Consider the following 25,755-nt stretch of genomic DNA (forward strand, 5'->3'; position numbering starts at 1 on the left):
GATGATGGCTGCATGGTCGAACGAGACGCAGCGATCGGGGTCATCGGCGGTTCGGGCTTCTATTCGTGGTTGGCCGAGGAGGCGGCATTCGACGACGTCGTCGAGCATCGTGTCCAGACCCCCTTCGGCGATCCGTCGGCGGTCCTGACCGAGGCCACCCTCGACGGTCGGCGCATCGTCTTCCTCCCCCGCCACGGCGCGCGCCACGAATACCTGCCACACACCGTCCCTTACCGGGCGAACCTGTGGGCGCTGCGGTCGGTGGGCGTTCGCCGCATCCTCAGCGCATCCGCAGTTGGCGGGCTGCAGCCAGACAACGGGCCGGGCACGGTGATCGTCCCGGATCAGCTGGTGGACCGTACCGGAGGACGCGCCCAGACCTTCTTCGATCGGCTACCAACCGGCCACTCGCACGGGCCGATCCACGTGTCGCTGGCCGACCCCTACTGCCCTGCGCTGCGAGCGGCGATGACCCGGTCGGACGCGGTCGATGGCGGCACGCTGGTGGTGATCGACGGCCCACGGTTCTCCACGCGCGCCGAAAGTCGTTGGTATGCCGCCCAGGGTTGGTCGGTCATCAACATGACCGGGCACCCCGAGGCGGCGTTGGCTCGCGAACTGCAGATCTGCTACGCGAATGCCTGCCTGGTCACCGATCTCGACGCCGGCGTGTCCGAAGGCGATGGGGTGACCGCGGCGGAGGTGTTCGCCGAGTTCTCCCGAAATCTGCCGACATTCGCCGGCCTGCTGCTCGACGCGATCCGCACAATCGATGTGTCAACCCACTGCCCCTGCGCAACAGGTGATCACGATGTGGACGCCGTGCTCGCGGAGATCTCGTGACCCGGGTTCTGGTCACCGGCGCAGCCGGATTCATCGGGTCACGCATCGTCGGTCAGTTGCGCGAGCAGGACATCGACACCGTGGCCGTCGACGCAATGATCGCCGAGGCCCACGGCCGCCGGCCGCTCACCCCGGACGGGGTGACGCAGGTGGATGTGACCGACGTCGACGCGATCGCCGACCTACTCGACGGCGTCGACGTGGTGTGCCATCAGGCGGCGATGGTCGGGATGGGCGTCACCGCCTCGGATGCACCGCTGTACGCTCGACACAACGACCTCGGCACCGCGGCCGTGCTGGCGGCGATGCATCGCGCCGGGTGTGGCCGGCTCGTTCTGGCGTCGTCGATGGTGGTTTACGGCTCTGGTCGGTTGCGGGCAGCCGACGGTAGTCGGGTCGAGCAGCTCCCAGTCCGCGATCCGGCCCGCACCGACGCCGGAGATTTCGAGTATCACACCGAGGACGGGCAGCTCATCTCCTGGGAACTGACCGGTGAGGACGCACCGCTGCGCCCCACCAGTCTGTATGCGGCGAGCAAAGTGGCCCAAGAGCATTACGCGCGTGCGTGGTCCATCGCGACCGGCGGTGCAGTGGTCGCGTTGCGCTACCACAACGTGTACGGACCGGGAATGCCGCGGGACACCCCGTACGCGGGAGTCGCGTCGATCTTCCGCTCCCGACTCGCCGCCGGACAGGCCCCGCTGGTGTTCGAAGACGGCGGCCAGATGCGCGATTTCGTCCACGTCGACGACGTGGCACGGGCGAACACTATGGCGATCACCGCGCACACCGAAGGTTTCTCCGCACTGAACGTGTGTTCGGGACAACCGATCTCGATCGGCGAAGTGGCCGGTGTGTTGGCGCGGCGCATCACCGGACCGACTCCCATGGTGACCGGCGAGGTGCGGCCCGGCGACATCCGGCACATCGTCGCCGATCCGACCCGAGCACGGGAGACGCTGGGTTTCACCGCGCGCATCGGCCCCGACGAGGGTCTCGCCGAATTCGCGACGGCGCCGCTACGTGATGCGGCGCGCTGACCGGCCGAGTTCGGCGCGGACCGACGTATCCGTACGCGGTGCGCGCGGTGTGTGGGGCAGCACCACCTCGAATCGGCTGCCCCGTTCGGTGTTGGCCGCGACGATCTCACCGGCGTGCGCCTCGATCAGACCGCGGGCGATCGCCAGACCCATACCGGAGCCGACGGGCAATCCGTCGGCGTTGACCGGACTACGCGACGTGGTGCCCCGGTAGGCCACCTCGAAGATCCGGGGCAGGTCCTCGTCGGGGATTCCGGAGCCGTCGTCGTCCACCGCGATCGACACGCTCGCGCCGAGGTCGGCGACCACCAGATCCACCGCTCCACCGCGCCCGGTGTGCGCGATCGCATTGACGACCAGGTTGGTCAGGACACGTGAGAGCGCCGACGAACTCGCCGTGGCCACCACCGGCGTATTCGGGGCGACGACACCGAGGGAGATGTCGGCGCGGCGAGCGGCGCCACCGAGAGCGGTGGTCACCTCGTCGACCACCTCCCGGACGTCGACCGGCTCCAACTCCAGGGTCATCGCACCGGAATTGATGCGCGACATCTCGAACAGGTCATCCACCATCTGCGACAACCGGATCGTGTTGGTGTCGATCTCGCGGGCGAAGTCGGCGATCTCGTCCGGCGAGGTGACCACCTGATCCGACAGTGCCTCGGCCAGCGCCTTGATGTCGGCCAGCGGAGTCCGCAGATCGTGGCTCACCCAGGCGATCAGTTCGCGACGCGAATGTTCGGCGGCACGTTCCTGCGCACGCATCTGACGTTCCCACACGGTGCGTTTGGCCTGTAAATGGCCGAGCAGCAGGGCCAGCGGCGCGGTCACCAACGCCACCGCCGCAAGCACTGCGACCACCCGCGAACTGTCGTCGGTGAACATGAAGCCGCTGACCCCGAAGATCGCGGTGAAGGTTGCCGCCAACGGCACCAAGATGATGGCGACCATGTTGGCACGCAACGACATTCCCCGGATGAGATAGATCACGGCGGCGCCCGCCGCAGCGATCGGCGCCGTCATCGCCAGCGCCACCGCGAAGATGCGTAGGGTCTCGGTGTTCACCTGTTGCTCCGCTCTCGCGGCGCCGGCGCCGCGTTCCATCGGTACCCGCGACCCCACACCGTCTCGATCCGTGCCGCCGCACCGAGTTTGGCGCGCAGCCGTTTGACGTGGACGGTGACCGTCGAGATGTCGCCGAACGTCCACCCCCACACCCGGTCGAGCAGTTCCTCGCGCGTGAACACCGCGTCCGGGTGCGCGACGAAGAACTCCAACAGATCGAATTCGCGTTTGGTGGTCGAGATCTCACGCGTCCCGACCAACACGGCACAGGACGCCGGGTCCACCGAGATCTCGCCGTCGGTGATCGACGCCGCCGGCGCGGTGTGGTTCGCCCGTGCCCGCCGCAACACCGACTGCACCCGCAGGCTCAGTTCGCGGGGGCTGAAGGGTTTCGCCACGTAATCGTCGGCGCCGGATTCGAGCCCGGCGACACGGTCGTCGGCTTCGCCGAGCGCGGTCAACATGATGACGGGCAGGTCGGCGTGGCGGCCGGCGCGGATCGTCTCGCACACCTCGATGCCGTCGCCCTCGGGCATCATCACGTCGAGGATGGCGAGATCGATGGGCTCGGCGGCGATGTGGGCAAGTGCCGCGGCACCGGTGTCCACCACCGTCACCTCCATTCCGTCGCGTTGCAGATAACGCCGTACGACGTCGGCGACCACCCGGTCGTCGTCGGCCACGAGTATGCGCACCATCACCCACCTCTCGACTCACCAATAGGTCAACAGCAGATGGTTGACGAGCAGCGCCAGGGTTGCCTGTAGCACCAACCAGATTCGCTGATGCCGGATCGGCAGCAGTCCGGTACCGACCATCACCCACAGCGAGAACGGTAACCAGATCCGTTCCGTCTCCGCCTTGCTGAGCGCGCTGAGGTCGGCGATCACGATGGCCGCGAGCCCACCGAGCAACAACACCGTGGGCGCACTGTGCCACATCCGTCGCGGTGGCCACCGAAATGCGCGCCCGACTCCGGCCGCAGCCGCCGGACCGAGTACGCAGAGGGTGGCCGCCAGATTGGCCCAGCCCCAGTACGCGAACGGCCGATCGCTCGCGATGCCCTGGTAGTACCGCTCGACAACCAGGTGATAGCCGTCGAGCCACCAGAATCCGCTGGCCCAGAACGCCACCACCGCGATGAGCGCACCGGCACACGCCCACGGCAGCGGACGCGCGGTCCGGGCGGCGAGCAGAACCGCCAGCGCCACCACCCCCACCAGGATGAGTCCGTAACTGAGGAAGATCCCGAAACCGAGCAGCACGCCCGCCACCGTCGCCCACAGTGCTCGTCGCCAGCCACGTTCGGTCGCGGCCACCGCGATCAGGGCCACGCCCCATGCCGCGACCGCCATGAAGTAGCCGTCTGCCGAGACGCCTACCCACACCCAGCCGGGAAACAGCACCAGAAACGGTGCGCATCGTCGTGCCCATCGTTCGTCACCGAGTCGTCGCACGGCGATCAGCACGGCGACCGCAGCACTGGTACCGGTCACGATGCACCAGGTACCCGCCCAGGCCCCGCCGCCGAGACCCATCCGATCGAGCACCACGAAGCTCAGCAACGCGCCGGGCGGGTGTCCGGACACATGCGTCGTCCACGAATCGGGCTGACCGTCGACGATGCGGTCGGCGAACTCCCGCAGCATCGTCGGGATGCTCGCCACGCCGGACACCTCCGAGAGGTACTCGTCGGGTCGCTCCAACCGTCCCGCGTAGCCACGCTGTGGACCATCGATCAGCGCAAGACTCACCGTCCACGCCAGAGCCCAGGCCCAGGTCACCACGCACAATCCCACAAATGACAGGCGCAGCGCCAACGCCGGCATGGCCACCACCGCCAGTACCGCGATCACGATCGCCGGAACGGTACCCGGGCCCGTATGCGGCAGCCAGTGCGCGAACAACGGTGGCGCCTCGGCGAAGATCCGGGCCAGCAGCGTTCGGTCGAACACCAACGGCACCAGAGCGGCAACGGATACCAGAAGCACTGCGATACAGACGCTTACGATGTCTCGACGCAGGCGAACAGGAGGCGGCGCGGCAACGTCTGCGCCGTTGTGCCCCTCCCGTTCGTCCTCGGTCACCGTGTCGGCCATGCTGCAACGCTATTGGTTTCACACCGTCGGCGGGCGTCGACTGTCAACCCGTCACACTTCTGTCATCACCGAAACCCTGTCGCTTCACCGGTCCCGCTCCTACCGTGGACAGGGTGAATGCCAGCGAGATCGCGGTGATCATCCCCTGCCGGAACGAGGCAGGGTCCATCTCGGATGTGCTGGCCCGGGTTCCCGAGGGCGTGCAGAGCATCGTGGTCGACAACGGTTCCGACGATGACACCGCCGCGGCGGCGCGCGCAGCCGGGGCGACGGTGGTGTACGAGCCCGAGCCCGGCTACGGGTCCGCAGTGGGTGCCGGTGTTGCGGCCGCCCGCCGGCCGGTGGTGTGCACCATCGACGGCGACGGCTCGATGGACCCACAGGAGCTGTTGATGCTGGTAGCGGAACTCGATCGCGGCGCTGACCTCGCCGTCGGGCGCCGCCGCCCCGACCATCCCCGGACCTGGCCCCTGCATGCACGCGCGGGTTCCGCGGTCGTCGCCGCCTACCTGCGCCGCCGCTACCGTCTGCCCATCCACGACATCGGACCGATGCGCGCCATCCGCCGCGACACGCTCAACGGACTGAACGTCGGTGATCGACAGAGCGGATACCCCGTGGAACTGCTGCTCCGGGCCGGGCAGCACGGCTTGCGCGTCGTCGAACGCGATGTGCGCTACACCGTGCGCACCGCCGGCGAGTCCAAGGTGTCCGGGTCCATCCGAGGGTCGGCACGAGCCGCGCGGGACTTCCTGGTGGTGTTGCGATGAGCAGCGCGGCAGTACTCATCGTCGCCAAGGCCCCGGTGCCCGGCCTCGCCAAGACCCGCCTGGCCGGCGAGTTCGGTGATGTCGGCGCAGCAACCCTGGCCGCCGCCGCCCTGCTCGACACCGTGCGCACCGCTCGTGGAGTGGCCGGGGCCTCGGTGATCGTGGCGCTCACCGGCCGGCTCGCCGACGCGGTGCGCAGCGTCGACCTCATCGAGGCGCTGAGCGGTTGCACGCTCATCACCCAGCGTGGCGACGGGTTCGCGCAGCGACTGGTCAATGCCCATCTCGATGCCGCGGACACCGGTGCACAGCGGGTCATCCAGATCGGGATGGATACGCCACAGGTGCGGGCCGACCAGCTGCGCAGCGCACTGCGGCGACTCGAGCCGCGCGCCCGACGCTGTGTTCTGGGTATCGCCGACGACGGTGGGTGGTGGGCGTTCGGCACCGCACTGGGCCGGGGGGCCCGGGCACTGTCGACCGTCACGATGTCGCGTCCGGACACCGGCATCGCAACCCAGGCCGCGTTACGCCACGCGGGATTGACCGTCGCCCTGCTCGACCCGATGACAGATGTGGATCTGCCCACCGACATCGCCGAAGTGGCCCGGGAATGTCCGGACACCAGTGAGTTCGCCCGTACTGCCGAACTTCTCGGAGCAGTGCGATGACCACTTCGGCGGGAGCGCCGAATCCGTTCGACGCGATGTTCGCGTCACGGCACACCGTGCTGCGCCGCACCGACGGTTCGGCGCAGCAGTGGCCGGTGCACCGCTGGTGCGACACGGACTCCGCGGCTGACGATCTCGACCGGCAGTTCGACACGTTGGTTGCCGACCGGTGTCACGGCGCGACGATCGACCTCGGCTGCGGGCCGGGACGTTTGGTCGACGAGTTGGTCACCCGACGTCTCATCGCGCTCGGCGTCGACAGTTCCACCGTCGCGGTGGCCATGGCGCGTGCCCGCGGGGTGACAGTGCTGCACCGCGACATCCACGGCCCGCTGCCCGGCGAGGGACGATGGACCACCGCCCTGCTGATCGACGGCAACATCGGCATCGGTGGTGCACCTGATCGCGTGCTCTCCCGCGCCGCTGCGCTCGTCCGGCCCGGTGGGACGGTGCTCGTCGAAATCGACCCGGCGGTCGAACACATCGAGTACGAGGAAGTGCGGGTGGAAGGCGACAGTTACGCCAGCACCTGGTTCCCGTGGGCACGGATCGGCTTACTGGGCGCCGAGAGTCTTTGTCACGGATGCGGTTTGACTATCCTGGGCACCTGGGAGCATGCCGGGCGCCAGGTGGTGGAGATGATCCGGCCGTGACCACCACCGACGACGACGCGGGCATCCGTAGCCCGCGGGTCACCGCACGGATCGGTGTGGCGCTGGGCATCAGCTTCGGTATCTGCTTTGCCACCGGCCTGTTGAGCCACGGCATCCAGCATCCACCGTCGTGGTTCGAGTGGATCGCCCGGCCCATCTGGCTCTACCGCGTCACCCAAGGGGTGCATGTGATCTCGGGGTGTGTCGCGATCCCGCTGCTGCTGGCCAAGCTCGCCGTGGTGTACCCGAAGCTGTTCGACCGGCCACTGATCGGGCCACCGGCACGCGCCCTGGAACGTGCGTCGATCGCGGTTCTGGTGGCAGCCGGCATCTTCCAATTGCTCACCGGGTTGCTCAACATCGCTCAGTGGTATCCGTGGGCGTTTTTCTTCCCGACGGCACATTACGCGATGGCCTATGTGGCGATCGGTGCGCTGGCCATCCACATCGCGGTGAAGCTGCCGGTGATCCGGGCCGCGCTCGACGGCCCAGTCGATTCTCGGCCGGTGGCACAGCGTCGCGGACCGTCCGGGCTCACGCGGCGCGGCTTCCTCAACCTGACCTGGGTGGCCGGTGGTCTGGGCGCGCTGGCGTTCGCGGGCCAGACCATCCCCCTGCTGCGGCCGGTGGCCTTCCTCGCCCCGCGCAGCGGCGACGGCCCGCAGGGGCTGCCGATCAATCGCACCGCCGAGGCCGCCGGGGTCATCACGGCGGCCACCGACACCGACTACCGATTGAGCATCGCCAGCGGCGGCGCCGATCGGGAGTTGTCCTCGGCCGATCTGCGCGCCCTTCCCCAGCACACCGTTGACCTGCCGATTGCGTGTGTGGAGGGATGGAGCGTCGGCGCGACGTGGACGGGAGTGCGGTTGGTTGACCTCGCCGAACTGGTCGGCGCCACCGGCGCACGTGGTATCCGGGTGATCTCACTGGAGCGTGGACTGTATGCGGTCAGCACCCTGCCCACGGCTCAGTCGCAGGACCCGTTGACGCTGCTGGCGTTGCAGCTCAACGGCGAGACACTCGACATCGATCACGGCTACCCCGCCCGCCTCATCGCCCCGAACCTGCCGGGTGTGATGCAGACCAAGTGGGTGTCGCGGATCGAGGTCCTGTGATGGGCGTGGTGCAGTGATCGAGCGGTCCGTGCGAATCATCTTGGTGTCCTGCGGGATCGCCGCGTGCGGCTACGGCGGATGGCTGCTGTGGGAGCTGACGCCGGCCGATCGCCTGTCTGTCGTCGTCTGGCTGGCGGTCGGCTTGTTCGCCCACGACGCGGTCCTGGCACCGATCGCGCTCGGTGTCTCGTGGCTACTGCGGGATCGTCTTCCGGTGTGGTGGAGCCGCACACTCCTCATCGCGTTGGGTCTGACAAATGTACTCATCCTGTTGGCGCTGCCGGTGATCGCACCCCGTCCCGCCGACGATCAGATCGCCAACAGCACCATCCTGGACCGCAACTTCGGGCTGGGCCTGACCATCGTCCTCCTCGCGGTGTGGGTGACGGTGGTCGGCGCGGCGGTCTGGTTGCGCCGCGGGGGCGAGAGTCTGCGCCCCGTTCCCGACCCCGCGCTGTTCACGCCCCCTGCTCCCTGAGGAGCCAACGAGCGCCACCACCTGCCCCTGAGGGCGAGCGAGGAACGAGCGGCCCTCATCACCTGCCCCCTGAGGGCGAGCGAGCGTCACGAAGGGCCCTACGCACGGGGCTTCCGCAAGCTCCAGCCCCGTTCAGCGACCCAGTGCGGATCGATACACTGGGCGCGATGGGTACAGCGAGTGTGACCAGTCACGGAACTGACCCGGCGATGATGTTTGCCAGCGACAACGCCGCCGGTACCAGCGCCGGGATCGTCGATGCGGTGGTGGCGGTATCGGCGCAGGCACATCTGGCCTATGGCAATGACACGGTGACCGCATCGGCGGGCCAACGGGTCGCCGAGCTTTTCGGCACCGACGTCGACCTGCATTGCGTGTCCACCGGTTCGGCCGCCAATTCCCTTGCGTTGGCGGCGCTGACGCGTCCGTGGGGATCGATTCTGTGCCATCGCAGCGCACACATCGAGGTCGACGAATGCGGCGGGCCCGAATTCTTCAGCGGCGGAGCGAAACTCGTTCTCCTCGATGGCGATGACGGTAAGATCGACCCCGACGAGATGCGGCGGGCGGTGCGCCATCGCGTCGGCGACGTGCACAGCGCGCAACCACAGGTGCTCAGCCTGACGCAGGCCACCGAGACCGGCTCGGTGTACTCGCTCGACGAGATCCGCACTCTCACCGCGATCGCCCGTGACGCCGGTCTGCGGATACACATGGACGGTGCACGCTTCGCCAATGCGATCGTCCACCTCGGCGTGTCACCGGCCGAGATGACGTGGCGCAGCGGTGTCGACGTCCTTTCGTTCGGCATCACGAAGAACGGCGGGATGACCACCGACGCCATCGTCTCGTTCGACCCCACCCTGCATGATGAACTCCGATTCCGGGTCAAACGTGGCGGCCAGTTGGCCTCCAAGATGCGTTTCGAGTCGGCTCAGGTGCTGGCCTACCTGGCCGACGACCTGTGGTTGCGGAACGCGGGACACGCCAACGAGATGGCCCAGCGACTGATATCCGGACTGCGCACCACCGCCGGTGTCACGGTCCAGGGTGCCGCGCAGGCGAACCTGGTGTTCTGCGCGCTCCCCGAGCGGGTCATCGACGGCCTCACCGCACAGGGGTACGTCTTCCATCACGGCATCCCCGCACCCGGCGTTGCCCGCTTGGTGACCTCGCATGCCACCACCGCCGACGCAGTCGATGGACTTCTCGCCACCATCGAAGACCTCACGACGACCACCGCAACCGATAACCCGCAGCACTCATGACGCACTCCACGGCGCGTGTCACCGCGACCACCGACCTGACCCTGCGGCTGCGGCGGGTGCAATTCCACGTGCCCGACCTGGCCCGCCTCGCCCTGCCCGGTGACCCTGACGAGGCGGTGGGCATCTACTTCCCGCTTCCCGGCGAAACTGCCACACCGGAAATGGAGTGCCGCAACGGCGTGTGGGGCTATCACGATCCGGAATCGGCCCCCGAGGCACGCAACTATTCGGTGCGCGCCATAGATCACGCCACCGGGACGATGACGGTGGACTTCGTCGTCCACTCCCACGGGCCGGCCACCGCATGGGCGCAACGCGCCGAGCCAGGCCACCAGGTGGTGATGGCACATGCCCGCGGCTGGTACCGACCTCCGCCCACCCAGTGGCGACTGCTGGCCGCCGACCTCGCCGGACTCCCCGCGTTGGCGCGGATTCTGCAGGAAGACAACGGAACCACATCAACCATCGCGGTCGTCGAGGTACCGGCTGCCATCGAGCTCGACTACCTGGACGACGTCGCTCACGACGCGGATATCGTGCTGGTTCCCGGTAGCGGCAACGGGATCGGACCAAGTGTGCTGGCGGAGACGATGCGGCACCTGACACTTCCGGCCGGACCCGGTTACTGCTGGTTCGCCGGTGAGGCCGCAGAGTCCCGCGCGGTGCGCAAGTGGCTACGTAACGAGCACCATTGGCGACGCGAAAGCTACGACACCATCGGGTACTGGCGATCAGACGGCGAGGAGTGGTCCCGTCGGTATGCGGCGTACGGCGACGAGTTGTTCGACGTCTATCAAGGTGCGATCGCTGCCGGCAAGGGCGAGAAGGCCGCGGCCGAGGAGTTCGACGAGGCGCTTGAGCGGCGCGGTCTGTAGCCGGTAATCGTTGGCGGAGCTCAGTCGAGCAACTCGGAGACGATGCGCAACGACTCGTCGGTAAGCAGATACGAGAGATGATGTGTGCCAGACGAACTCGGGACCCGATGGATGTCGGTGGCCGCAACCTCCGCCCCGTCGATCAGCGACATGCTGCCGACATCGACGACCAGATCGTTGGCGGCGTCACCCATCAGTGGATCCACCACCTCGTCGGCGATCCGCGCCAGCGCCGCACCAAGATTCTGCGAAATGTCGGCGACCTCGCTCGGTTCGAAGTCGGTGACGACCGTCGAGTACGTCACCCCGCCGTCCGGAGCCGAACCCGCGTTGAGCCGGTCCAGAAAGGCCGACCCCGGCGTCATGGCGGCCAGCCCGGGCACCTGCTCGGCATCGAGAGCCTGGTCGATGATGCCCTTCACCACCGCAAAGATCAGCGTCAGCACCCGTTGCGCCGCAGCACCTCCGGCGGCACCGGCGAATCGACGGATCACGTCGGCGAGCAGCGTGGTGTAGAGGTCGAGCAACGTCGACCAGTTGCTGCGGTCGGCCAGCAACGTTCCGGCATTCGGCCCGCCCAGCATGGTCACGTCACGGACGACGACGCCGACGGGCATGCCGACCAGTTCGATGGCGCTGCGCGCGACGAGCGCGCCGCGGCTGTAGGTGAGGATGTCGAGATCGATCCGATCGGCCTGCAGTTGGTCGAGCAGGGCGACGAGTTGCCGGGCATTCTGCTCGGGATCTTCGCTCAGGGTGCGGTGGGTGAAGCCGAGCACGGTCGTGCCCTCGGCGCCGATCAGGTCGTCGAGCACCGCACGCCAGCCCGCGTCCCGCCAGCCGAAGCCGGTGCGGGTGGTGCTGAACGTGCCGTGGACCAACAGCACCACGCGACTGGTCCCGGCACCGAAGCTGACGTCCGCGGGCTGGATCGGCGTCCAGGTGGTGGGATCGGAATCGGCGATCTCGACCAGCGATGGCCGCGCTATTCGCGACTCCAACGCAGCCACGATGTCACCGGCGAGCGGTCGACGAAGGCGAATCCCGAACAGCCGCAATGTGTTCTCCGCGACACCGGCCGCGGCGAGGCGGATACTCAGCTCGGGCTCGCCGCGCCGCGGTTCGTCGAACACCGTCGGCCGCACTGCACTGACGTTGTGGTCGTCCGGCGGTGTGCCGCGGTGCGTGGCCCACGAGTAGCATCCGCCGCGTTCACACAGCAGCACGTCACCGTCGCCGACCGACCGCACGCGAAGCAGTGGGGCGACCGGACGCCCCCACGTCGACGCCTCGACGGTGCGGAACAGCGGCCGCTCGATTGTGATGGCCACCCTGTGCACCAGCGCGAGATCGTCAGCGGCGGACAGCGCCTGCACGAGCGGGTCGTCGTCGCCGATGTCGCGCACGGCGACCTCGTCCGGTGACAGATCATCGGGGACCTCGATGACGAGGTCACCGTGACGAATGGTGGCCACCGCGACTCCTTCCGGCTCGCGCTATCAGCACATCGACCGCTCTGGGATCAGGACTGAACCGACTGCGACTGGTCGTTGTCTTTCATCTCGCCCCAGCCGAACCACCGCTGCACCTCCATCACCGCGGTGGTACGTGGACGGTCGCGCTGCGGGTATGGACTGCCGGTGTAATGCCGCGACAGCCGGTCGATGTCGGCGAGACCCTCGTCTGCGCGGAACTCGATCACCCGACCGATCAGAGTGACGTGGGTGTACCAGTTCTCGGCCAACACCGTGAGCGTCACCCGCGGATCGCGGCGCAAGTGACCGAGCCGCGCCCGTCCGTCATCCATATTGAGGATCACGTGGTCGCCGTCCATGAGGTACCACGTGGCCGCCGAGACCGGTGATCCATCCTTGCGCAACGTGGCCATCACGCTGGGATTCGGTTGAGCCAGCATCTCGGTGACCGCCGGCGGCAGTGGGCCGGTGGACATCAGCGGCCCTGTTCCAGTCGCTCGACCATGGCTCGGGCCAACGGAGCCGACGATGCCGGGTTCTGGCCGGTGTAGAGCGCGCCGTCGGTCTCCACGTGTGGGGCCCACGGGTCACCGGCGATCACCTTCAGTCCGGCTTCGGTGAGTCGATCCTGCAACAACCATGGCGCCTGGTCGGCAAGGCCGGCCTGCTCCTCCTCGGCGTTGGTGAAGGCGGTGACCGTACGACCGGCAAATGCGCTCTGGCCGTTGGCATCACTGGCCGACAGCAACGCTGCGGGACCGTGGCAGACGATGCCGAGCAGAACATCACCGCCGATCGCCGCGGTCAGCACGGCGGCCGCGTCGGCATCGGTGGCGAGATCCTCCATCGGACCGTGCCCGCCCGGGAAGAACACCGCGTCGTAGTCGGAGACCTTCACGTCGGCCAACGCGATCGGCTTCTGGAACTCGGGCGCGTTGTCGATGACCTCCCGATAGTGCGCGGCCGCCTCTTCGGAACCGGCGCTCCGCGCACTGAGACTGCCTTCGTCCACGGGTGGCCGGACCCCGCCCGGCGTGGCCACGGTCACCTGATAGCCCGCGTCGACGAAGGCCTCGAGTGGGACCACCGCTTCCTCGGCCCAGAACCCGGTGGGGTGCCGCGTTCCGTCCTTCAGGGTCCAGTGGTCGGATCCGGTCATCACGAACAGCACCGTCTGTGCCATGTCGGCCTCCTTCGGTCTCGTCTGTGGCGCTCCGATGTTCCCCACGGTACTCACGATCGGCGGGGCGTCACCCGGTCTCGGCCGGACGGGACGGATTCGCCGACCATTGCGACCACGACCCGGGGTACAACGCGGCGGACCGCCCGGCGATCTGCAACGCCGCGACGGCATGGGCGGCGTTGACCCCGGAGCCGCAATAGGTGATCACCTCGTCGTCGTCGCCGATTCCCAAGGCCACGAACCGCTCCCGGAGTTCCTCGGCGGGTAGGAACCGACCATCGGGGCCGAGGTTGGCAGCCGTGGGTGCGCTGATGGCGCCCGGGATATGACCTGCGCGCGGATCGACCGGCTCCACCTCGCCTCGGTATCGCTCGGCGGCGCGCGCGTCCACGAGGATCGCCGATGTCGTTGCCACGTCATCGATCTCCGCCACCGGCAGGTGTCCCGCGTCGAGTGTCACCGACCCGGCGCGAGGCGTCGTGTCGCCGGCAGAGACGCGAAGTCCGGCGGCACGCCACGCACCGAGGCCACCGTCGAGCATCCGGACGTCGTGGCGCCCACCCCACCGCAGCAACCACCATGCCCGCGCCGACGCCAGATTTCCGATGTCGTCGTAGACCACCACCGGCGACGAGTCGTCGATCCCCCAACGCCGGGCCGCGGCCTGCAGGTCGGCGATATCGGGCAGCGGATGGCGCCCGTCCTCCGGCGACGGGGGTGCGGCGAGTTCGCGGTCGAGATCGACGTACACCGCACCCGGGATGTGTCCGTCGCGGTAGTGCTCGTGACCGTGACTGTCACCGAGCTGCCACCGCACGTCGAGGATCACCGGCGGCCGGTCGGAGAGCATCGCTTCGGTGAGTTCGTCCACACTGATGAGCATGTCGTCGATCTTGTCACTGCCGACGACGACGCCGCGTCGCGCGACCGGCGTTACCTCGCCGTGATCGCCGTCGCGATCGTGTTGCACCTTCGCGCGCACGCGCGACGCGCCGGGGTTGAACCTCGTAGCGTCGGGGTATGAACAACTGGCAGCGACCATGCCCAGGGGGACTTCGATGAGACTGTTCGTCACCGGCGCGACCGGATATGTCGGGTCGCGGCTGGTCTGCTCGCTGCTCGCGGCCGGACACGAGGTGGTGGTCAGCAGCCGGCGGACCGCATCCTTGCGGCAGTTCAGCTGGTACGACGCCGTGACCGCCGTCGAGATGAATGCCGACGACCAATGGTCGGCGCACGCTGCGCTGCAGGACGCCGGCCAGATCGACGCCCTCTACTACCTGGTGCACGGCATCGGTCAGGACGACTTCGACGATGCCGATGTGCGCGCGGCGAACAACGTGGCGTTGGCCGCCCGCGACGCGTCGGTTCGCCGCATCATCTACCTCGGCGGGTTTGTTCCCGACGTCGACCGCAACCGCCTGTCGCCGCATCTGCGCAGTCGCGCCGACGCCGCCGATGCGCTCAACATCCCGGGCGGCGCCGATCTGGTGTGGTTGCGGGCCGCGGTGATCCTGGGTGCCGGGTCCACCTCGTTCGAGATCATCCGTTACGTCGCCGACCGGCTCGCGGTGATCCCGGAACCGGGGTGGACCCGCAACCCGATGGACCCGATCTCCATACGCGATGTGCTGCACTATCTGACCGCTGTTGCACGGCCCGAGGTCCCGGCCGGCGCCTACGACATCGCCGGCCCCGATGAGGGCGTCCGCTACGGCGAAGTCCTCACCGAGTATCTGCGGGCCATCGGGCAACCTCGGCTGCGCCTCCCCTTCCCCGACGTGAGTACGCGGCTGGTCGGCAAGGTCGCCGGACGCATCGTGCCGGTACCGACGTCGCTGACCGAAGACCTGGTGACCTCGCTGGATCAGCCGATGGCCGCGTCCGAACACACGATCCGCGAGATCGTGCCGGCGCTGCCCGGCGGCCTGACCCCTATGCGCAAGGCCATCGCCGCGGCCGTGCGCAGTCCCGCACCCCGGCCGGTTTGCGAATTGTCGAATCTGCATCATCTGGCCGAGACCGACCCCATGTGGGCGGGCGGAGATGTGATGCGGGTGCGCCGCATGATCGGTTCCACGGTGTCCACGACGGTGTCGTCGACGGGACGAGTAGCGCAAAGCATGGTATCCCTGCTGACAGGATGACTGCCGACCTCACGACCTTCGCCCAGCGACTGACCGAGCCCGCTCCCGGCACCACGCGCGACGACCCCGATGCGTTGCGGCGCCGGCGGATCGTCGTCGCCGTCTTCGTGGTGATCGGGGCGATCATCCTGGGTTTCTCGCTGTCCGCCGAACCGGGGGCTGCATCCTTTGTCCCGATGACGATCGCGTTGGCGGCCGCCTGGCTGATCGGTGGGTTTCTGTCGGGGCCGATCCGGCTGGGACGGTTCGGGTGGCGACCGCCGGAGTCCGAGACGTCGCCGAAGGCGTCGACCGGGTCGGCGTCTGCGGTCGGTGCGGCCGCGCTCGGCATCGCGGTGGGTCTCGCCGTGGGTGCCGCCTTCGTCCTGGGCGCGCTCATCACCCGCGAAATCGAGGTGCTGGCCTCCCTGGTGCGCAACGTGCTCGCGTTCCGCGACGAGGGCAGCGTGGTGCTGATCACTGCGATCACCCTCGGCAACGGTCTGGCCGAGGAGATCTTCTTCCGGGGAGCGGTGTATTCGGCGGTGCAGAAGCATCAACCGTTGATCTGGTCGACGCTGCTCTACGCTCTCGTCACGCTGGCCAGCGGCAACGTGATGCTCGGGTTCGCCGCCATCGTGCTGGGCTCGGTGTGCGCGGTGTTGCGTCGCGCGACCGACGGAGTCCTCGCGGCGATCTGTACCCACGTGATCTGGGGCGCGATCATCCTGTTCTGTCTGCCGCCGATCTTCGGTACGTGAGTGTCACGAGGACTCGCCCAGCTCGATCCCTTCACCCGGTTGCAGCTCGATGGCGGCCACCGCGTTGTCCGCTAAGAGTGATACGAAGTCCGCGCCCGGCCGAAAGAAGCGGTCCGGCCGCACACGTTCGAGTCCGATCGGCCACAGAGTCCCGAAGTGCACCGGAATGGCCAGTCCGGCATGGACGATCTCGGCTGCTTCGGCCGCCCGCGTCGGGTTCATGTGCCCGGGCCCCAGGTTCGGCCCCCAACCGCCAACCGGCAGCAGCGCGAGGTCACAGCGGGGAACCCAGTCGCCGATATCGGGATAGAGGTCGGTGTCGCCGGCGAAGTAGGTCGTCCGCTGCCCGCTGATCACATAGCCGAGCGCGACGGTATCGGCCGGCCCGCGACGCCATCGCCTGCCGTCGTGATCGGCGGGCACGGCCCGTATCCCCAACCCACCGATCGTGATCTCGTCGCCCGCCACGACCTCGATGAGCCGACCCCCGACGGCTCGCAAGGCAGGGAGTACGTCGGGCGCGTGGCGCGGCACCACGATCGGCACGTCCTGACCGAGCAGCCGCAGGGACGGCAGGTGCGTGTGGTCGGCGTGCAGATGCGACAACAGCACCACATCGGGAGCACGAACGTCGGGGTCGCTCGGAATGGGGCCGCGTCGCCGCCGCAGATGGGCAACCCGTCCGGTGAGGATGGGGTCGGTCAGCACGGTGGTCTGCCGATCGACGAGCAGAGTGCTCGCATGACCCAGCCAGCGCAGTTCGGAGTCCGGGCGGGTATCGCGGCGGGTCGCAGGGTCGTCGCCGGGATGGGTCATGCCATTACCATCGCAGGGCAATCGAAAGGACGCCATGCGCAGCACCGCCCGAGTCGTCGGCATCGTCGTCGAACTCATCGTCTTGTGGCTGATCTCGGCACTCGCCCTGTTGGTTCTCGACGCCGTCTTCGGTGGGGTCACCCTCGACACGGTCGTGGTGGACGGCCGGGCGACCACGCTGCCGGCGGCGTTGGCGTTGGCGCTGGTGTTCGGTCTGCTCAACGCGATCCTGTGGCCGCTGGTGGTGCGCGCGATGGCATGGATCGGACCGGTGATGCTGTTCGTCGCGGTCTTTTTGGCCGGCGGGCTGTTGCTGATGCTGTCGATGATCCTCGTGCCGGTCGCCAGCGTGGACCGCACATTCGACCTGTTCGTGATGGCCGCGCTGCTCTCGGTGTTCAGTTCCGTGGTCGGTGGTGTGATCGCATCCCGCTCGGACACCTCCTACCGGATCATGCAGGTGCGTCGGCAACGTTTCCGCCGGCGCCCGTCGGTACCGGCCACCACCACTCCGGGTCTGCTGTGCCTACAGATCGACGGCCTCGGTCATGGCGTGCTGCGGCGCGCCATCGCCGATGGGGTCACCCCCACGATGGCGAAGCTGGTCCGCGACACCCACCGGCTGGTGCCCTGGCACACCGACTGGAGCAGCCAGACCGGTGCGTCCCAACTGGGCATCCTGCACGGCTGCAACCACAACGTCCCCGCGTTTCGCTGGTACGACAAGACCACCGGCACCGTTGCGGTGTTCAGCAACCCCCGCGACAACGAACAACGCGAGGCCGAACGCGCCGACCGACCGGGGCTGCTGGCGTTCGACGGCGCCAGCCGCGGCAACCTGTTCACCGGCGGCGCCGACGACAACGTGCTGGTGGTCAGCCGGATGCGGGGCGCCCGACTCGGCGGCGACGCCGGCTACGCGTCGTACTTCTTCGACCCGTCGAGCGCACTGCGCACAGTGGTGCGGATGATCGCCGAGATCCAGCGCGAACTGCGCCAGGGGTTTCATCAACGGCGGCGCGACATCCGGCCACGGGTCCGACGCGGCGGCGTCTACCCGTTCGTGCGGGCCTTCACCACCGTGGTGGCCAACGACATCACGGTGGCCGCGGTGGTCCGCGATCTCATCGACGGTCGCAGCATCATCTACGCGGACCTGATCGGCTACGACGAGGTGTCGCATCACTCGGGTATTTCGCGGCCGGAAACCCTTGCGGTGCTGACGAAGATCGACGAGACCATCCGACTGCTGTTGGCCACCGTGGAACAGGCCGACCGCGACTACCGGGTTGTGCTGCTGTCCGATCACGGGCAGAGTCAGGGCGCCACCTTCAGTCGGCGCTACGGCGAGAGTCTGGCACAGCTGGTCGACCGGCTGTGCGGCGATCCCGAACGGCCGGAGTCCGAAGACCTCTCGGCGCAGGCCGATGCCGAGGGGCGGCTCTATGCCTCGGCCAGTATGGGTTCTGCGGGTGAGAAAACCGACGTGTCCCCGCCGTCTGATCGACCGGTTGTGCTGGGCTCAGGGAACCTGGGCCTGATCAGCTTCCCGCGCATCGACGGCCGCGCCGATACCGAGTCGATCGAGGACGCCTATCCAGGTTTACTCGCGGGACTATGCGGCCACCCCGGGATCGGTTTCCTGCTGGTTGCTGTGCCCGGCGGCGGGTCGGTGGTGCTCGGCGCCGACGGTTCGGTCGACGTGGCCACCGGGGCGGTCACCGGCACCGACCCGCTGCGCGGGTTCGGCCCGGATGCACTCGAGAAGATCCGGCGCACAGATACATTCGACAATGTCGCAGACATCATGGTCGGTGGCGCCTATTGGCCCGAGACCGACGAGGTCGCTGCCTTCGAGGAACAGGTAGGCTCGCACGGCGGGATGGGCGGCCCGCAGAGCACACCGTTCCTGCTGTTCCCGAAAGACCTCCCGCACCCACCCGACCCCCTGCACGGCGCCGAAGCCGTCCACGCGGTGCTGACCGGTTGGCGCGACGCCCCTTCGCCGGCCGAGTAGCCACCAACCCTATCGCTGGTCGAGTAGTCACCAACCCGCGTCGCTCCCCACTTTGCCAACAACCATATCGCTGGTCGAGTAGCCACGAGCCGCTAGGCGAGTGACGTATCGAGACCAGACCCGCCGCACCCGCCCCCGAACCTCAACACGAGCTCACACCTGCCGCCGCGAAAACGTCAGATGGACAACCCCACTCGGCGACGACACCGGTTCGATGTGGAACCCCTCATCGAGACCCTCGAGACCGTCCCAGAGCCGCTCACCGCGACCCAGCAGAATGGGCACGACGACGATGTGCATCTCGTCGATCAGGTCCGCCGCCAGGAACTCGCGGATGGTGGTGGTGCCACCGCCGATTCGGACATCTTTGCCCTCTGCAAGTTCTCTGGCCCGCTGCAATGCCTCGGCGGGCGCGGCGTCGACGAAGTGAAAGCTTGTGCCGCCGTTCATCTGCAGCGTCGGACGCGGGTGGTGGGTGAGCACGATGACCGGGGTGTGAAACGGCGGGTCGTCGCCCCACCACCCGCGCCATTGTTCGTCGGCCCAGGGACCGCGTTGCGGCCCGAATTTGTTGCGCCCCATGATCTCGACGCCGATGTCGGTAGCCCACCGGCTCGCGAACGCCTCGTCGACGCCAGTATCGCCCGGGCCCTCACCGTGGAAGCCCATCTGGGTGAATGTCCGCGTGGGAAACGCCCACTGCATGAGACGATGTCCGGCGTGGCCGAACGGCGCGTCGAGTTGTTGGCCTTCGCCGACGCCGAAACCGTCGAGTGAGACCGAGAAGTTGTGTACCCGAACCAGAGACATGCGCTTGTCCTACTCGCGCCCGGTGGCAGCGTTCGGGGCGGCACCGTCTTGGACGAGTTCGTCGACGTAGGACGCCAGATTGCCCAGCGTCTGCTCGCCGCCTTCGATCGCGTGATAGCGCTGCACCGCCTCGTCGCGGAGTTCGCGGGTGGGAAACACCGTGCGCATCACGATCCGGGTCTGATCACCGATCGGTTCGAAGGTGAGGACCGAGGTGAAGGCGTCGGGATCATCGCGAAAGGCTCCGTGCAGCAGTTCGATTCGCTCGGAGGGAATGATCTCTTGCCAGGTGATCCACTCCTGGTAGTCGGTCCCGTCCGGCCCGTGCATGACGAAATCCCAGATTCCTCCGGACCGGAACTCGAACGATCGGGTGGTGGTGGAGAATCCGTCCGGCCCCCACCATCGGGACAGATGACGAACCTGCGTGAACGCCTCGAATACCAATTCCATTGGTGCGCTGATCATCCGCGACACCACAACCTCACGGTCGACGGTCACCTCGGCGGCGTCAGCCTCGTTGTTCGCTGTCATCGAAATCTCCCTCTCTTCGCGCCTGCTTCAGGTCGTGGACGTACTCGTCGAGCCGATCGAAGCTCTCGTTCCAGAACCGTTCGAAACCGCCCAACCACTCGCGAACCGGTTGCAGCCCTCGGGCGTCGAGGTCATACAGGCGCTGTTTTCCCGCGCCGCGAACCTGTACCAGCCCGACCTCCCGCAGCACGCGCAGATGCTTGGACGCCTGCGGCTGACTCATGCCGAGATCCTGCGCGACGTCGCTCACCGGCCGCTCGCCGCCGCGCAATAGGATCAGGATCTCGCGACGCTGCGGCTCGGCAATCGCATTGAATGCGTCGGAGGTCGTCGCCGCTCGCGCCATGAAGCCATCATATTCCTATATCGGAAAATGTAAAGGTCTACAGCAGCGACGCCGGTCGAATGTCGTAGAGAATGATCAGGAACTACGCGAGGCCATCTCGACGATCGATTCGAACCGCTCGCCCATCTGTTTGGCCAACGCTTCCGCGGCACGCAACGGACGAACCATCACCATGAAATCGACGATCTTGCCGTCGTCGTCGAATCGGAGGAAGTCGCAACCGGTGATGGCCAGTCCGTCGACCTTGGCCTCGAAGACGAGAGCATGATCACGGCCACCCGACTCGCCGATCTCGCGCACATAGTGGAAGTCTTCGAAGACCTGGACGACGGTGCGTAGGATCGCGCTCGTGATCGCTTTGCCCTCATAGGGTTTGAATGCGACCGGACTTCGGAACACCACGTCGTCGGCGAGCATCTGCTCCACCGTATCCATGTCGCGTACGTCTATCGCCTGCCGGAATGCGGACATGCCCGTCCTCTCGCCTGTGATGCCGACCGGTGGACCGCACCCTCAATACTGTGCGACACGACCGTCCCGAGGGGCACGGTACATCGTCCACAACATGCGCGGAAGAGCATGCATCGGAAGCTGCCGCGGCCAGCCGTCGGGCCGCAGCAAGGCATCGGTTCCGCCGTCGACGGTCAGCACGCTGCCGACGAGGAAATCCGCGCTCGGCGAGAGCATCATCGTGATCCAGTCGGCGAGTTGGTGCGGGGTGCCGTATTGCCGGATCGGGACCGGGAAGGACCGCACCTGAGCACCGGTGCTGCTGTCGAGCTGAGCACGGAGCAGCGGGGTCAATACCGGTCCGGGCGCGATCACGTTCAACCTGATTCCCGCACCGGCCCACTCATCGGCGACCGCGCGCTGCCTACACCACCTCGCCACCGCCAGTTTCGATGCGGCATAGGCCACCGGCGCCGCCACACCACGACGACGTCGAATCAGCCGAACGGCACGCTCGTCGTCACCGTCGAGCAGCAGACGTATGGCACGTCGTGGCACAAAGGGGGTCGTGGCGGCCGAGTTCGAGCCCAACACCACCACTTTTGCGTCGGTGGCGGCCGCGAGCGCTGGACGGAGGCCCTCGAGCAGTTCGATGACACCGAGCAGGTTCACCGCCACGATGCTGTCCTCACGCCCTTTCGCGGGCCCGAGACCGGCGGCCATAACCGCACCATCGAGCCGGCCGCCGGCCGAGGCGAGCACCGCTTCGACCGCACCGCGCCGCCCGGCGGGGGTGGACAGATCCGCGCACACGTCGACGTCACGCAAATCCAGACCGATCACCCGGTGCCCGGCAACGCACAGCCGATCCGCGACGGCAAGGCCGATCCCGGAGGCGGCTCCGGTCACCAGGTAGGTGCCGGAGGAAGCCACCTCAGGCCCGGTCGGATCGGTGTCGGTCACCGCTGGGCAGTTTCGTGCTGGCGGACGTAGGTGCGCTCGTAGGCGTCATTGAATGCGCGCAACTCGTGCAGCAGCGCTTCGGGTGTCCCGGGATCGAGGTCGGCGAACACCCGCCGGAGCCGATCGGCACGCAACTGTCCGTCGTGCTCGAACGCCGCCTCGCCGGCTGCGGTGGGCCGGATCAGCCGACTCGCCTGACCGGCCACCTCGAAACGTTCCAGGTGGCCGTGCTTGATGGCCGCGTTGACCTGCCGATTGACCGTTGACCGATCCAGGTCGAGTTCGTCGGCGAGATCACGCAGCGTGCGCGGGGCGCCGTCGGAGAGCGTCCACAGAATCGCGAACGCCGAGGCTTCCAACATGGCCCCGGGAACGATATGGGTCTTACGTCGACTCATCCGCAGCAGCTCTTCGGCCAACCCTTGGTAGAGCGGCGTCTGCCACACCGACTCGTCCCCGATTTCCGGCATATCCGACATCCCCTCCCGGTCACGACACCTGGCAATCTACCCACGAGTTGGTATGTGCATCGTACATATGTACGCTACACATCAGTTTCGGGGAGTCTTGCGAATGAGGAAAGGGAGCCCATGAGCACTTCGCCATCCGGCGAGCAGTCGGCCGTCCCGGTGGACGCCGAGTTGACCGACGACAAGCACACCGGCGCCGCGATCGCGGTGGTTGCCGTCCTGTGTTTCGGCGGTCTCGTCGCATCCTTGATGCAGACGCTGGTGATCCCGATCCAGCCGGAACTGCCCCGACTGCTGGACACGTCGATCTCCAATGCGTCCTGGGTCATCACCGCCACGCTGTTGGCCGCGGCGGTGGCCATGCCCATCGCAGGGCGCCTGGGCGACATGTTCGGCAAACAGCGAATCATGCTCGGCAGCGCGATGCTGCTGGTGGTGGGGTCGCTGATCTGTGCGCTCGGCGGGTCATTGATCCCGATGATCGTGGGCCGAGCCGTGCAGGGCCTGGCCATGGGCTTCATCCCGGTCGGCATCAGTCTGATGCGGGAGGTCACACCGCCCAAGCTGACGTCGATGGCGGTTGCCGCGATGAGCGCCACGCTCGGTGTCGGCGGCGCGATCGGCCTGCCGTTGTCTGCCTGGGTGGCCCAGGAATTCGACTGGCGCGCACTGTTCTGGGTGTCGGCCGCGCTGGCCCTGGTGGTCACCGTGCTGGTCGCGGTACTCGTCCCGCACATCGACGACAGCAACGGCGGACACTTCGATATCGGCGGCGCCGTCGGTCTTGCGCTGGGCCTGTCCGGCATCCTGATCGCCGTATCGAAGGGCAACGATTGGGGCTGGGGATCGGCCAGCACGTTGGGCTTGCTGTTCGGCGGTCTCGTGCTGCTGCTGATCTGGGCCGCCTACGAATTGCGCCATACCGATCCGCTGGTGGACCTACGCACCACCGCCCGCCCGGCCGTGCTGCTCACCAACATCGCCGCCATCGCCATCGGCTTCGGCATGATGGCCCAGGCCGTGGTGATGCCGCAGCTGCTGGAGATCCCGGTGGCGATGGGCGGCCTCGGCCAGACGCTGCTCGCCGCCGGCCTGTGGATGGCTCCCGGTGGCCTGATGATGCTGGTGTTCGCGCCGGTCTCGGGCACGCTGATCAACACGATCGGCGCGAAGTTCACGATGGCCATCGGTGCCACCGTGCTCGGACTGGGTTACCTCGGCGCCTTCCTACTGATGAACGCGCCCTGGCAGCTCGCGCTGGCCTCGGTCATCTGCTCGGCGGGTGTCGGCATCGGCTACGCCGCCATGCCCACGTTGATCATGAACTCGGTGCCGATCCGCGAGGCCGGGGCAGCCGTGGGCCTCAACGGGTTGATGCGCTCGATCGGCACCACCAGTGCCTCCGCGGTGATGGCACTGGTGCTGACCAGCTCGACCGTCACCTACGGTTCCTTCGATGTGCCCAGCCACTCGGCGTTCCGGTGGTGCTTCCTGATCGGCGCGATCGCCGCATTCGTCGGCGTCGCCATCACGATGTTCATCCCGGTCCTACGCAAGAAGGCCGACCACCAGACCGCCCCCGCGGCGAGCGAGACGGTGACCGCGGCGCGTACCTGAGCACTGGTACGACGAGCTCCCCCTCTCGAGGACTCTTGAGAGGGGGAGCTCGTGTGTTTGTCAGCGGTGTGCCAGGTAATCCGGGCGCGCCTGCTCGGCCGCGAACGGCTCACCGATGGCGTTCGACTTTGCGTTGAACACCACGAACAGGTTGCTCCGCGGGAATGGGGTGATGTTGCCCGACGACGCGTGCATGCAATTCGAGTCGAAGTACAGCGCGGAACCCGCAGGGCCGGTGACCATATCGATGCCATGCTCCTCGGCCAGCGCGGTCACGTCGTCCTCCTCCGGCGTGCCGAAGGGCGGCCGGTAAGAGGTCAACGATTCGCGGTGATAGTCACCCGGAGTCTCTCCCACGCAAGTCAGGAACTTCTTGTGCGACCCCGGGATGATCATCAGCGCGCCGTTGTACTCGTAGTTCGGTGTCAGCGCGAGTGACACGCTCAGCGCCCGCGGCTTGGGCATGCCGTCCTCGGCGTGCCAGGTCTCGAAGTCGGAGTGCCAGTAGAACGGCCCACCCGCGAACCCTGGCTTGAGGTTCATCCGGCTCTGATGGACATAGACCTCGTCATCGAGGATCTGCTCGGCAACGCCGACGATGTCGCGGCGCGAGCAAATCTCGGCGATGGCATCGCTGAGCTGGTGCACCGCGAACAGTGACCGCACGTCGCCCGACGATGATTCGCGGATCACCCGCTCGTCGTCGCCGAGCCGCTCGGTGATGGCATCGACCTCACCCATGCAGGTCCGGATGTCTCCGTCGCTCAGTACATTTGTCGCTGTGTGGAAGCCGCGCTCGTCGTACGCCGCGAGCTGGTCGGCCGAGAGTGGTCCGCGTCCAGACGTGTCCCCCCAGACGGTCGGATGCGGCCGTGGCTCGATCTGGCCACGCTTGGCCAACCGGGTCCGGTAAACGTCAACTGGTTTCGTTGCTGTTTGAGTTATCACGATCTTCGCTGATCCTTTCCCTCAATCGGCATCTTCGCCGTGTTCTGTTGTCATGTTTCGCAAATATTGCGGGCAGTTCAGCGTGGTGTTTCAGCTTCGTGCGCCACACCGAGGTTGCCACCCGAAAAGACGGGGTGCAAGGCAGACCTAAAATGGCGACGACCTCCGACAATGGCGCGAATCGGTCGGTTTCGCGGGCTTATCTGCGAAGACGTCGCGACCACGCACTCCACCGGCCGAGAAAAGCGATAAATGAGACTTCCGCCACAAGCGCCCCCCTAACCTCGATCTTTCGTGAGGTGGCGGTCCCTTGTCGAGTGGCCCGGACTGGTGGTCTGAGGACCAGATGTCCGGGTGTA

The 25,755-nt window shown here is 67.3% G+C and carries 28 protein-coding genes; 13 read left to right on the top strand and 15 right to left on the bottom strand.

All coding sequences use genetic code 11. The features are described from left to right. Window positions 1–12 precede the first annotated feature (12 nt). Together VX037_RS16940 and VX037_RS16945 are read left to right on the top strand one after the other, a co-directional pair. On the top strand, window positions 13–843 hold the full coding sequence (locus VX037_RS16940) for an S-methyl-5'-thioadenosine phosphorylase (protein ID WP_235724314.1): 831 nt from the start codon (window positions 13–15) through the stop codon (window positions 841–843). Further along, on the top strand, window positions 840–1,883 hold the full coding sequence (locus tag VX037_RS16945) for an NAD-dependent epimerase/dehydratase family protein (protein ID WP_328715038.1): 1,044 nt from the start codon (window positions 840–842) through the stop codon (window positions 1,881–1,883). The genes VX037_RS16940 and VX037_RS16945 overlap by 4 nt, the downstream gene beginning before the upstream one ends. On the opposite strand, the gene VX037_RS16950 is transcribed toward VX037_RS16945, so the two are convergent. Genes VX037_RS16950 through VX037_RS16960 form a run of 3 tightly spaced genes read right to left on the bottom strand, consistent with a single transcriptional unit; the run spans window position 1,863 to window position 5,047 of the window. Continuing rightward, window positions 1,863–2,948, bottom strand: a complete 1,086-nt coding sequence (locus tag VX037_RS16950) for a sensor histidine kinase (RefSeq protein WP_235724316.1) — start codon at window positions 2,946–2,948, stop codon at window positions 1,863–1,865. The two genes, VX037_RS16945 and VX037_RS16950, sit on opposite strands and share 21 nt — an antisense overlap. Next, entirely contained in the window at window positions 2,945–3,646 is a 702-nt protein-coding gene (locus VX037_RS16955) for a response regulator transcription factor (RefSeq protein WP_235724317.1), read from the bottom strand. Before VX037_RS16955 ends, VX037_RS16950 begins: the two co-directional genes overlap by 4 nt. Window positions 3,647–3,661: 15 nt before the next feature. After that, complete coding sequence (locus VX037_RS16960; protein ID WP_235724318.1) at window positions 3,662–5,047, bottom strand: hypothetical protein; 1,386 nt, start codon at window positions 5,045–5,047, stop codon at window positions 3,662–3,664. Between the two features lie 113 nt (window positions 5,048–5,160). Here VX037_RS16960 and VX037_RS16965 point away from each other — a divergent pair, with 113 nt between their 5' ends. The 7 genes from VX037_RS16965 (at window position 5,161) to VX037_RS16995 (ending at window position 10,880) form a co-directional block, all read left to right on the top strand. After that, a complete protein-coding gene (locus VX037_RS16965) occupies window positions 5,161–5,817 on the top strand; it encodes a glycosyltransferase family 2 protein (protein WP_287015753.1) in 657 nt (218 codons plus the stop codon). Continuing rightward, a complete protein-coding gene (locus VX037_RS16970; protein WP_235724320.1) occupies window positions 5,814–6,488 on the top strand; it encodes a TIGR04282 family arsenosugar biosynthesis glycosyltransferase in 675 nt (224 codons plus the stop codon). The genes VX037_RS16965 and VX037_RS16970 overlap by 4 nt, the downstream gene beginning before the upstream one ends. Next, entirely contained in the window at window positions 6,485–7,141 is a 657-nt protein-coding gene (locus VX037_RS16975; RefSeq protein WP_235724321.1) for a class I SAM-dependent methyltransferase, read from the top strand. Before VX037_RS16970 ends, VX037_RS16975 begins: the two co-directional genes overlap by 4 nt. Further along, window positions 7,138–8,259 carry a molybdopterin-dependent oxidoreductase gene (locus VX037_RS16980; RefSeq protein WP_328715040.1) on the top strand — a complete coding sequence of 374 codons (1,122 nt, stop codon included), beginning with the start codon at window positions 7,138–7,140 and terminating at the stop codon, window positions 8,257–8,259. The genes VX037_RS16975 and VX037_RS16980 overlap by 4 nt, the downstream gene beginning before the upstream one ends. A 28-nt stretch (window positions 8,260–8,287) precedes the next feature. After that, the gene (locus VX037_RS16985) at window positions 8,288–8,737 is read left to right on the top strand and encodes a hypothetical protein (protein ID WP_235724323.1); all 450 of its coding nucleotides are present in this window, start codon (window positions 8,288–8,290) and stop codon (window positions 8,735–8,737) included. 167 nt (window positions 8,738–8,904) lie between these two features. After that, window positions 8,905–10,005: a threonine aldolase family protein gene (locus tag VX037_RS16990; protein ID WP_235724324.1), complete on the top strand. Its 1,101-nt coding sequence runs from the start codon at window positions 8,905–8,907 to the stop codon at window positions 10,003–10,005. Beyond that, window positions 10,002–10,880, top strand: a complete 879-nt coding sequence (locus VX037_RS16995; RefSeq protein ID WP_328715042.1) for a siderophore-interacting protein — start codon at window positions 10,002–10,004, stop codon at window positions 10,878–10,880. Before VX037_RS16990 ends, VX037_RS16995 begins: the two co-directional genes overlap by 4 nt. 20 nt (window positions 10,881–10,900) lie before the next feature. Here the strand turns inward: VX037_RS16995 and VX037_RS17000 are convergent, their stop codons facing one another. The 4 genes from VX037_RS17000 to VX037_RS17015 all read right to left on the bottom strand — a co-directional run bounded on the left by VX037_RS17000 (window position 10,901) and on the right by VX037_RS17015 (window position 14,421). Next, window positions 10,901–12,355 (bottom strand): esterase/lipase family protein, encoded by a 1,455-nt coding sequence (locus tag VX037_RS17000; RefSeq protein ID WP_235724326.1) that lies wholly within the window; start codon window positions 12,353–12,355, stop codon window positions 10,901–10,903. Between the two features lie 47 nt (window positions 12,356–12,402). After that, window positions 12,403–12,831 carry a PPOX class F420-dependent oxidoreductase gene (locus VX037_RS17005; protein WP_235724327.1) on the bottom strand — a complete coding sequence of 143 codons (429 nt, stop codon included), beginning with the start codon at window positions 12,829–12,831 and terminating at the stop codon, window positions 12,403–12,405. Continuing rightward, the gene (locus VX037_RS17010; RefSeq protein ID WP_235724328.1) at window positions 12,831–13,538 is read right to left on the bottom strand and encodes a type 1 glutamine amidotransferase domain-containing protein; all 708 of its coding nucleotides are present in this window, start codon (window positions 13,536–13,538) and stop codon (window positions 12,831–12,833) included. Before VX037_RS17010 ends, VX037_RS17005 begins: the two co-directional genes overlap by 1 nt. 67 nt (window positions 13,539–13,605) lie before the next feature. After that, window positions 13,606–14,421, bottom strand: coding sequence for a sulfurtransferase (locus VX037_RS17015; protein ID WP_235724403.1), 816 nt, complete (start codon window positions 14,419–14,421; stop codon window positions 13,606–13,608). Window positions 14,422–14,596: 175 nt separating this feature from the next. Between VX037_RS17015 and VX037_RS17020 the strand changes: the two genes are divergently transcribed. Together VX037_RS17020 and VX037_RS17025 are read left to right on the top strand one after the other, a co-directional pair. Then, entirely contained in the window at window positions 14,597–15,685 is a 1,089-nt protein-coding gene (locus tag VX037_RS17020; protein WP_235724329.1) for an NAD(P)H-binding protein, read from the top strand. Continuing rightward, window positions 15,682–16,425, top strand: a complete 744-nt coding sequence (locus VX037_RS17025; protein ID WP_235724330.1) for a CPBP family intramembrane glutamic endopeptidase — start codon at window positions 15,682–15,684, stop codon at window positions 16,423–16,425. The genes VX037_RS17020 and VX037_RS17025 overlap by 4 nt, the downstream gene beginning before the upstream one ends. Before the next feature lie 3 nt (window positions 16,426–16,428). Here VX037_RS17025 and VX037_RS17030 read toward each other — a convergent pair whose 3' ends face one another. Then, window positions 16,429–17,241, bottom strand: a complete 813-nt coding sequence (locus tag VX037_RS17030) for an MBL fold metallo-hydrolase (RefSeq protein WP_235724331.1) — start codon at window positions 17,239–17,241, stop codon at window positions 16,429–16,431. 34 nt (window positions 17,242–17,275) lie between these two features. On the opposite strand from VX037_RS17030, the gene VX037_RS17035 reads away from it, so the two are divergent. Further along, a complete protein-coding gene (locus VX037_RS17035; protein ID WP_235724404.1) occupies window positions 17,276–19,258 on the top strand; it encodes a phage holin family protein in 1,983 nt (660 codons plus the stop codon). Between the two features lie 153 nt (window positions 19,259–19,411). Here the strand turns inward: VX037_RS17035 and VX037_RS17040 are convergent, their stop codons facing one another. From VX037_RS17040 to VX037_RS17065, 6 genes are all read right to left on the bottom strand, one after another. After that, a complete protein-coding gene (locus tag VX037_RS17040) occupies window positions 19,412–20,068 on the bottom strand; it encodes a dihydrofolate reductase family protein (protein WP_328715044.1) in 657 nt (218 codons plus the stop codon). Between the two features lie 9 nt (window positions 20,069–20,077). Then, window positions 20,078–20,602, bottom strand: a complete 525-nt coding sequence (locus VX037_RS17045) for an SRPBCC family protein (RefSeq protein ID WP_328715045.1) — start codon at window positions 20,600–20,602, stop codon at window positions 20,078–20,080. Then, complete coding sequence (locus tag VX037_RS17050; protein WP_266063093.1) at window positions 20,580–20,948, bottom strand: ArsR/SmtB family transcription factor; 369 nt, start codon at window positions 20,946–20,948, stop codon at window positions 20,580–20,582. Before VX037_RS17050 ends, VX037_RS17045 begins: the two co-directional genes overlap by 23 nt. 75 nt (window positions 20,949–21,023) lie before the next feature. Then, window positions 21,024–21,419, bottom strand: coding sequence for a nuclear transport factor 2 family protein (locus VX037_RS17055; RefSeq protein ID WP_235724335.1), 396 nt, complete (start codon window positions 21,417–21,419; stop codon window positions 21,024–21,026). A 42-nt stretch (window positions 21,420–21,461) separates the two neighbouring features. Next, entirely contained in the window at window positions 21,462–22,361 is a 900-nt protein-coding gene (locus tag VX037_RS17060; RefSeq protein WP_235724336.1) for an SDR family oxidoreductase, read from the bottom strand. Then, window positions 22,358–22,831 (bottom strand): MarR family winged helix-turn-helix transcriptional regulator, encoded by a 474-nt coding sequence (locus VX037_RS17065; RefSeq protein WP_235724337.1) that lies wholly within the window; start codon window positions 22,829–22,831, stop codon window positions 22,358–22,360. Before VX037_RS17065 ends, VX037_RS17060 begins: the two co-directional genes overlap by 4 nt. A 120-nt stretch (window positions 22,832–22,951) precedes the next feature. Between VX037_RS17065 and VX037_RS17070 the strand changes: the two genes are divergently transcribed. Further along, window positions 22,952–24,448 (top strand): MFS transporter, encoded by a 1,497-nt coding sequence (locus tag VX037_RS17070; RefSeq protein ID WP_235724338.1) that lies wholly within the window; start codon window positions 22,952–22,954, stop codon window positions 24,446–24,448. A 60-nt stretch (window positions 24,449–24,508) separates the two neighbouring features. Here VX037_RS17070 and thpD read toward each other — a convergent pair whose 3' ends face one another. Further along, the gene (gene thpD / locus VX037_RS17075) at window positions 24,509–25,396 is read right to left on the bottom strand and encodes an ectoine hydroxylase (protein WP_235724339.1); all 888 of its coding nucleotides are present in this window, start codon (window positions 25,394–25,396) and stop codon (window positions 24,509–24,511) included. Window positions 25,397–25,755: the final 359 nt, after the last annotated feature.

It is taken from the genome of Gordonia sp. Z-3 (assembly GCF_036233855.1).
Classification (GTDB): Bacteria; Actinomycetota; Actinomycetes; order Mycobacteriales; family Mycobacteriaceae; genus Gordonia; species Gordonia tangerina.

Excerpts from the sequence above, each read along its gene's own strand:
- VX037_RS17070 (WP_235724338.1), top strand. The coding sequence starts at position 22,952 with ATGAGCACTTCGCCATCCGGCGAGCAGTCGGCCGTCCCGGTGGACGCC.
- VX037_RS17020 (WP_235724329.1), top strand. The coding sequence starts at position 14,597 with ATGAGACTGTTCGTCACCGGCGCGACCGGATATGTCGGGTCGCGGCTG.
- VX037_RS16990 (WP_235724324.1), top strand. The coding sequence starts at position 8,905 with ATGGGTACAGCGAGTGTGACCAGTCACGGAACTGACCCGGCGATGATG.
- VX037_RS17010 (WP_235724328.1), bottom strand. The coding sequence starts at position 13,538 with ATGGCACAGACGGTGCTGTTCGTGATGACCGGATCCGACCACTGGACC.
- VX037_RS16995 (WP_328715042.1), top strand. The coding sequence starts at position 10,002 with ATGACGCACTCCACGGCGCGTGTCACCGCGACCACCGACCTGACCCTG.
- VX037_RS17035 (WP_235724404.1), top strand. The coding sequence starts at position 17,276 with ATGCGCAGCACCGCCCGAGTCGTCGGCATCGTCGTCGAACTCATCGTC.
- VX037_RS16955 (WP_235724317.1), bottom strand. The coding sequence starts at position 3,646 with ATGGTGCGCATACTCGTGGCCGACGACGACCGGGTGGTCGCCGACGTC.
- VX037_RS17065 (WP_235724337.1), bottom strand. The coding sequence starts at position 22,831 with ATGCCGGAAATCGGGGACGAGTCGGTGTGGCAGACGCCGCTCTACCAA.
- VX037_RS17040 (WP_328715044.1), bottom strand. The coding sequence starts at position 20,068 with ATGTCTCTGGTTCGGGTACACAACTTCTCGGTCTCACTCGACGGTTTC.
- VX037_RS16960 (WP_235724318.1), bottom strand. The coding sequence starts at position 5,047 with ATGGCCGACACGGTGACCGAGGACGAACGGGAGGGGCACAACGGCGCA.
- VX037_RS16975 (WP_235724321.1), top strand. The coding sequence starts at position 6,485 with ATGACCACTTCGGCGGGAGCGCCGAATCCGTTCGACGCGATGTTCGCG.
- VX037_RS17030 (WP_235724331.1), bottom strand. The coding sequence starts at position 17,241 with ATGACCCATCCCGGCGACGACCCTGCGACCCGCCGCGATACCCGCCCG.
- VX037_RS17025 (WP_235724330.1), top strand. The coding sequence starts at position 15,682 with ATGACTGCCGACCTCACGACCTTCGCCCAGCGACTGACCGAGCCCGCT.
- VX037_RS16940 (WP_235724314.1), top strand. The coding sequence starts at position 13 with ATGGTCGAACGAGACGCAGCGATCGGGGTCATCGGCGGTTCGGGCTTC.
- VX037_RS16970 (WP_235724320.1), top strand. The coding sequence starts at position 5,814 with ATGAGCAGCGCGGCAGTACTCATCGTCGCCAAGGCCCCGGTGCCCGGC.
- VX037_RS17055 (WP_235724335.1), bottom strand. The coding sequence starts at position 21,419 with ATGTCCGCATTCCGGCAGGCGATAGACGTACGCGACATGGATACGGTG.
- VX037_RS17050 (WP_266063093.1), bottom strand. The coding sequence starts at position 20,948 with ATGGCGCGAGCGGCGACGACCTCCGACGCATTCAATGCGATTGCCGAG.
- VX037_RS17005 (WP_235724327.1), bottom strand. The coding sequence starts at position 12,831 with ATGTCCACCGGCCCACTGCCGCCGGCGGTCACCGAGATGCTGGCTCAA.
- VX037_RS17015 (WP_235724403.1), bottom strand. The coding sequence starts at position 14,421 with ATGCTCATCAGTGTGGACGAACTCACCGAAGCGATGCTCTCCGACCGG.
- VX037_RS17045 (WP_328715045.1), bottom strand. The coding sequence starts at position 20,602 with ATGACAGCGAACAACGAGGCTGACGCCGCCGAGGTGACCGTCGACCGT.